Here is a 6928-nt window from a genome sequence, read left to right as displayed (position 1 = left end):
CCTCCCCCCCCCCCCCCTCGCTCTCGTGTTCTCCGTCCCCCCCCCCCCCCCCCCCCCCCCCCCCCCCCCCCCCCCCCCCCCCCCCCCCCCCCCACTCCCGGTCACAGGCGGAAGGGGTTCCCGCCCTGCGCGGCGATCACGTACCAGGCGGTCGCCCCGGTGTGGAGGGAGGAGTAGTAGAAGTCGCCCTCCCCGGTGTCCAGGCCGTCGTGCGAGGCGGCGACGATGCCCTTGCCGTCCGTGTTGGCCGCGCCGCTCTGGGCCTTCTGCAAGGTCGCCATCAGGACCGCCGCCTTCGCGGCGTCGCCGTCCGCGCGGCGGACCTGGTAGGCGGCCAGCAGGTGGGCGGTGCCCTCGAACCAGACGCCGCTGGTGTCCTTACCGCTGAAGCCCACCCCGCTGTACGGGCCGTCGGTGGCCGCCATCCGCCCGGCCGCCCAGTCGACGGCGGGCGCGTAGGACGGGTCGAGGGTGGCCAGGTAGCTCCAGGTCTGCACGTCCTCCGGCTCGACGTCGTCGTTGGTGGTCACCCCGTCCAGGCCGGTGCCCGTCCACAGGTGGCCGTTGGCGGCCTGCACGGACTTCACGAACCGGAAGGCGTTGGTGGAGCGCTGCGCCCAGCCCGCGTCGCCGGTGACGCCGGCGAGCATGGCGAAGAAGGCGCCGGTGTCGATGTTGTGCTCCGTGGCCTTCCAGGTGAGCGGGACCATCGTCTGGCCGGTGCCGTCGTCGTTGCGCAGGCCGCCGGTGTAGCCGCCGGCGCCGCGGGTGTCCGCGGTGTTGTTCTGGATCCAGTTGGCGGCCTTCAACGCCCCGTCCAGGAAGCGCTGTTGGCCGGTCACCCGGTAGAGCCGGGTAAGCGCCATGCCGGCCCAGGCCATGTTCCCGGTGTAGACGGAGAACCCGCCGACGTACGGCTCGCCGGAGGGGGTCTTGACGAAGGGGTCCGGCTCGTAGGAGGCGCGGATGCGGCCGTCCGGGGTGATGTCGTGGGCCTGCGCGTACAGCAGGCTGTCGCCGAGCGCCGTGGCGTGGGCGACGTCGTCGGTTCCGCCGCGTTGCAGGAACGCGGTGATGACGAGCGCGTTGTCGTACGTGAAGGAGGCCTGGAAGCCGTCCGGGCCGAACAGCTTCGGGTCCTCGAAGTGCCCGCCCTGGTAGCTGCGGGGCACGCGCAGCGTGCTGCCGGTGCCGTGGGCGTCGAGGCGCTGGGCGAGGAAGGAGTAGGCCGCGTCCACGGAAGGCCCGGAGGGCTTCACCGGCGGCTGCTGGGACGGCAGGTGCAGGCTGTCCGCGGGCGGGGGGCCGGGCGTGCTCGGCAGGTCGGCGTCCTCGTCGCCGACCGGCACCAGTTTGAAGAGCTGGTTCTCGTCGTTGTGGTCGCACGGGGCGTTGCCGGGTGTCGCGATGCTGTTCGGCACGCTCGTACCGGGCCACAGCGCGAGACAGTTCCCGCCCTTGATCTGGAGGTGGAAGTACCAGTGGCCGCCCTCCCAGTCCGACATCTGGAGTCCGACGTCGGCGGACTGACCGAGGTACTCGTTCGGTGCGGCGAGGTTCCGGAACATCCAGCCGCCGTCCGTCGTCTGGAGGAGTTCCCAGTCGGCCCGCGGGTCACCGGGCTGGGTGCCGACGAGCCGGCCGCTCGGCAGGTCGTAGGCCATCGCCGCGCCGTTGCCGTCGACCAGTTCGGTGTGGTCGTGCGGCTTGGGGTCGGAGCCCATCGCCACGCCCCCGCCGCCCCCGCCGAAGTCCTCCCAGCTCAGGTGCCCGGTGCTCCAGTCGCGAACGCCGATCTTGGCGCCCAGCATGGGGAGGGCGTCCTCCAGGCCGACGAACATGATGCCGCCCGCGCAGGTGGTCGCCATCGTCTTCCCCGGCGTCTTGCAGCTCCAGGTTCCACCCGTGGTGGCCGAGACGATGCCCAGGGCCGTGATGTTGGGCGGCGCCCCCGGCAGGTCCGGGCCGCCGCCCAGCACGACGGGGCCGCCGCTGTCACCCCTGCGGGCCGCGATGGACGAGTTGTCGGCGGCGGTGAACTGCTTGAGGGCCTTCCACCCGTACATGTAGTGGTGCTCGATGTCGCCGCCCAGGTTGTCGGGGCCCTTGGCGTAGTAGTCCGTCACCTTGGTGGTGACCTGGATGTTGCAGATCTCGCCCGATCGGGCGCCCTCGTTGCAGATCCAGTTCCCCTCGTGCGCCACCTGCGCGGCGCTCACCCACTTCTTGGTCTGCGAGATGCTGGACTGGTCGGCCGCGCCGCCCGTCCAGATCTGCTGGTCCATCGTGATGCCCGAGGACGGCTTGATGACGGCCGCGTCGAGGTAGACGGGCCCCCTCTCGTCCTGGCGGACGATGTGGGGCGAGATCCGGGTGCCGATCGCCGGCCCCTGTCCGCCCGTGTCGTCCACGCCGTACCGGACGTTGGTCTCGTTGTTCGGCATGAAGCAGTGGTCCGCGGTGAGCATGGCGTCCTCGCCGCGGTAGTTGATCGCGAACGCCGTGCTGCAGAACGGTGAGATGATCTGCGTGCCGCCGGCGCCCGGATCGCTCCGGCGCGAGGGTTCGCCGAGGCTGATCGACTCCGTGCCGTTCGATTCGACCGTCACCGGAACGCTCACGGACGCCACCGCCCGCCGCAGCCGCTGTGCGTCGGCCTCACCGCCCACCACGGTCGCGGTGAGGCCGCTCCCGTCCTGCGGCATCGCCACGTCGGTGATCCGCACTCCGGCGGAATCGGCGATGCGCGTCACCTCGCGCGAGGCGTCCTTCAGGTCCTGCGCACTGTGCGGCGCCGACTTCACGTCGACACGCACCGGGCTGTGCGCGACGACCGCCCGGACCTCGGGCGTCAGCTCGCCGTGCCAGTAGACCGTGAGGTGCTTCGTCTCGGGGGCGGCGACCACGCCGGCGAGGGCCTGGCTGCCGATCCGACCCGACACCTGCTCCACGGCCGAAGCCGTCTCGTTCATCTGGCCCTGGATGGCCATCAGTTGATGCCAGGACAAGAAGGGTGAAGGGCTCCCGAAGGAGTTCGCCACGGGCGCGATGCCGGGAGCCGCGAGCACTCCCACGACGGCGGTCGCGGTGGCGAAGGCCACGAGCGGCCTTCGCCACCTGCCCCTGCGGCGGGCCGGATCTTCGATGTGGTGGACCAACGGGAACTCCCCGGGGCTCGAAACTGCGGGGCGCCTCGGCGCCCCCTCACCCGTGCCTACGGGTGGGGGTGAACGCGCAGTTCAGAGCGGGTGCGGGCCGGCCAAGAACGCTTGCCGGTCCGTGGTTCGGACGCCCGGACGCACGGATGCACGGACGCACGGATGCGCGCGAGGCGAGCGCTCACGCCGGCGAGGCCGTGGTGTGCTGGTCCCTCGTGTCCGCGTGCGAGCCGGTCCAGTAGCCGACGAGGTCCGCGTAGCGCGGTGAGGCGGCGAGCAGTTGCGAATGGGTGCCGCTCAGCGTCCGGTCGGCGTCCATCAGCAGGATGCGGTCGGCGCGCAGGGCCGAGCTCATCCGGTGCGCGATGACGACCACGGTGCCGCCGCGCCGCGCGAAGGCCAGCTCCGCCCGCGCCTCCGCACCCGGGTCGAGGTGGCAGGTCGCCTCGTCGAGCAGCACCACGCGAGCGTCCGAGACGTAGGCCCGGACCAGCGCCAGCAGTTGCCGCTCGCCGGCCGACAGAACGGCCCCGCCCACACCGAGCCGGGTGTCCAGGCCGCCGAGCCGGCCGATCAGGCGGTCGGCACCGACGGCGGTCGCGGCCCGGGCGAGCTCGGTGTCCGCGGCCTCGGGGCGCAGGTAGCAGAGGTTCTCCCGGAGCGTCCCGGTGAAGATGTACGCCTCCTGGGGGATCAGTACGACGTGGCGGCGCAGCCAGTCCTCGCCGAGCCGGTCCACGGGGAAGCCGCCGATCCGGACCTGCCCGGCGCCGGGCGTCGCCAACCCGGCGAGCAGGTTGGCCAGGGTCGACTTGCCGATGCCGCTGGGGCCCACCACGACCAGCACGGCGCCGGCGGGCACGGCGAGCGTGAGGTCGCGGATGACCGGCTCGGCGTGCGGGCCGTAACCGAAGGTCAGGCGGTCGATGACCAGGTCGGCGCCGGCCGAGGCGGCCTCGGCCGGGCCGGCTTCGGCGGGCGGGTGGGCAGGGTGGCGCGGGGCCGGTTCGGACGGGACATCGGCCTCGCCCAACCGCTGTAGCACCGTGTGGAGTTGGATTCCCCAGGAGCCGATGACATCGACCATCGAGCGCAGCGTGGGCTCGATGGTGGTCAGCAGGTAGCCGATTGCGCCGACCAGCGCGCCGACCGTCAGTCCGTGTCCGGCCAGCAGCCACGGGCTCATCACGAACACGGCCAGCACCGGCAGTTTTCCGCCCGCCGAGACGAGCAGCGCACTGACCGCGCCGGTCCGCGCGACGGCCCGCGACGCCGCTTCCCACTCGCCGATCAGGACGTCCAGCCGCTCCCGAGCCCGACCGCGCGCGCCGGCGGCCACCAGATCACGCAGGCCCGCCAGGGTCTGACCGGCCTCGGCGGCCAGTCGCTCGTCCGCGATCAGCAAGGCCCGTCGACGCCGGCTCAGGACGCGCAGCAGCGGCATGTACGCCGCCAGCGTGAGGACCACCGACACCCCGGCGATGGCCGCCACCGGCAGAGCGAGGGCCGCCAACCCCACCAGGGCCATCACCAGTGACACGCCGACCTGCCGGACCGAGCGCAGCAGCGCGGAGACCAGTGCCCGTACGGTCTCCACCTGTCCGGTGAGCCGGGCCACGCTCGCCCCGTCGGAGCGGGCCGTGCCGGCGACCCCGCGCCGGAGCGTGGCGGAGACCACCGAGCTCACCAGTGCGTCCCGCAACGGCTCGACCAGCACGCCCAGCCTGGGCAGGAGTTGGCGGGTCACAGCAGCCCGGAGCACCATGGCGACGCCCAGCACTGCCAGCCAGGCCAGGCCCACCAGCGGGCGCCCGGCCAGGAATCCCCGGTCCAGGGCCCGCGCTATCAGGAGCCCGGACAGCAGAACCGGCAACGCCTCCAGCACGGACAGCGCCAGCACCGCGGCGACGACGCCGCCGCGGCTGCGCAGATGGCGCCCCAGCATCCGCCAGCCGGGGCGCGTGGTCACGGGATCGGACACGTCTCCTCCTCCACACTCTCCGAAGCCGCGGCGAACTGCGCCCGGTACTCCTGGTCGCTCCACAGCTCCGCATGGGTCGCCACGGCTCTGATCCGGCCGTCCGCCAGCCAGGCCACCAGATCCGCACGGGCCGCCGTGGAAGCGCGGTGCGCGACCATGATCCTGGTCCGCCCGGTGAAGGCGCTGTGCAACGCCTGCGTCACCCTCGCCTCGGTCACCGTGTCCAGGCTGGACGTCGCGTCGTCGAGCACGACCACCCGGCTGTCCTGGGCGAACGCCCTCGCCAGTCCGAGCCGTTGTGCCTCACCGCCGGACAGCGGAGCAACCGCCAGGCGGGTGTCATATCCGTCGGGAAGCCGTCGGATGAAGTCATCGGCGCCGGCGGCCCGCGCGGCGGCCTCGATCACGGACTGCGTCGCCTCCGGACGAGCGAGCGCGATCGTGGCGCGGATGGTGTCGTCGAACAGCGCGGGCCGTTCGAAGGCGTACGCCACGCGACGGGAGAGTTCATCTGCCGTGAACTCCGTCACGGGTACGCCATCGAGCAGCACCGCGCCCTGGTCCGGGTCGTGGAGCCGCCCGACCAGCGCGGCGAGGCTGCTCTTTCCCCCGCCCGACGCCCCGACCACGGCCAGCGCCGTTCCGGCCGGGATCTCCAGGTCGATTCCGTCGAGCACCACCCGGTCCCCGGCGAGCACGCGGACCCCGCGGAAGGAGACCGCACATCCGGCGGTGGATCCGTCCGATCCCCGCTCCCCCGCCAGGGTCACGGGCTGGCCCACGGCCTCGGCGACCCGGCGGCCCGCCGCGACCGAGTGGGCCAACTCACCCACCGCGTCGACCTGTTGGAGAAGTCCGAGGGCGATCGCGACGTACCCCGTGACGGCGACGAGCTCCCCCGAGGAGATCCGCCCGGCGACCACCCCGTATCCGCTCACGGCGAGGACGAGGATCTCGATCGCCGGCAGCAACAGGCCCATCTGCCAGGCGGTGGCGCGTTGCAGATGCCACGTCAGCAGGCCGGTCTTCGACAGCTCGGGCAGCGGCTCCAGCACGCGGGTCGTCTCCGCTGCCACGGTGCCGCTCGCCCGGATCGTCCGGACGCCGCCCAAGGCCTCGATCAACCGGTCCGCGATCTGTCCCTGCAACTCCTGATAGCGCGTGAGCGCCGACGAACTCCGGCGGAAGAACAACCGCAGGACGACGTACACCGGCGGCAGGCCGAGCAGGAAGGTCACCGCGGGTCGCCAGTCGATCAGCCACAGGGACACCACGCCCACGATCGAGGTGGCCACCGACATGACCGTGTCGAGCACGGTGAGACCGGCGTGCCCGGACTCGGCGCAGCTCCCGACCAGCCGGCCGGTGACATCCCCCGCAGCGTGCCGGCGCTGCCCGGCGAGTCCCGCGCCCAGCACCCGGTGGACGAGGCCGCGGCGCAACCAGCCGGTGGCCGCCGCCCCACTCGTTCCCGCGGCCACCACGTGCACCACCGCGACGCCCGTCGCCACCGCGAACGCCGCCGCCAGGGCCGATACCGGCCCGGTCAGCGGACGGTGGGCCAGGGCGTCGTCGAGTGCCCGGGCCAGCAGGGCGGGGGTCGCCAGCGTCACCGCCGCATCCGTGATCGACGCCAGTACGGCGAGGGCGAACCAGCCCCGGGCCTCCAGGGCTGCCGCCGCCAGCAGGCGGGGGACCGATCTTGTCGACGTCGTCATCCTCTCCTCCAGGAGGGCAATCGGGACCGGTGGCCGGGGCCGATCAGGGCCCCGGCCACACATTGGTCACT

3 protein-coding genes are annotated in these 6928 nt (G+C 72.9%); all 3 read right to left on the bottom strand.

All coding sequences use genetic code 11. The features are described 5' to 3' along the window. Positions 1-101: 101 nt before the first annotated feature. The 3 genes from AC07BF_RS29520 to AC07BF_RS29510 all read right to left on the bottom strand — a co-directional run bounded on the left by AC07BF_RS29520 (position 102) and on the right by AC07BF_RS29510 (position 6857). The gene (locus AC07BF_RS29520; protein WP_478318640.1) at positions 102-2990 is read right to left on the bottom strand and encodes a trypsin-like serine protease; all 2889 of its coding nucleotides are present in this window, start codon (positions 2988-2990) and stop codon (positions 102-104) included. A 349-nt stretch (positions 2991-3339) separates the two neighbouring features. Continuing rightward, positions 3340-5139: an ABC transporter ATP-binding protein gene (locus AC07BF_RS29515; RefSeq protein ID WP_478318638.1), complete on the bottom strand. Its 1800-nt coding sequence runs from the start codon at positions 5137-5139 to the stop codon at positions 3340-3342. Beyond that, the gene (locus AC07BF_RS29510; protein ID WP_363632212.1) at positions 5124-6857 is read right to left on the bottom strand and encodes an ABC transporter ATP-binding protein; all 1734 of its coding nucleotides are present in this window, start codon (positions 6855-6857) and stop codon (positions 5124-5126) included. The genes AC07BF_RS29515 and AC07BF_RS29510 overlap by 16 nt, the downstream gene beginning before the upstream one ends. Positions 6858-6928 lie beyond the last annotated feature (71 nt).

It is taken from the genome of Kitasatospora sp. NPDC043950 (assembly GCF_056435345.1).
This window is presented reverse-complemented; position numbering and strand designations above follow the sequence as displayed.

Coding starts and splice junctions, on each gene's coding strand:
- AC07BF_RS29520 (WP_478318640.1), bottom strand. CDS start 2,990: ATGGCCATCCAGGGCCAGATGAACGAGACGGCTTCGGCCGTGGAGCAG.
- AC07BF_RS29510 (WP_363632212.1), bottom strand. CDS start 6,857: ATGACGACGTCGACAAGATCGGTCCCCCGCCTGCTGGCGGCGGCAGCC.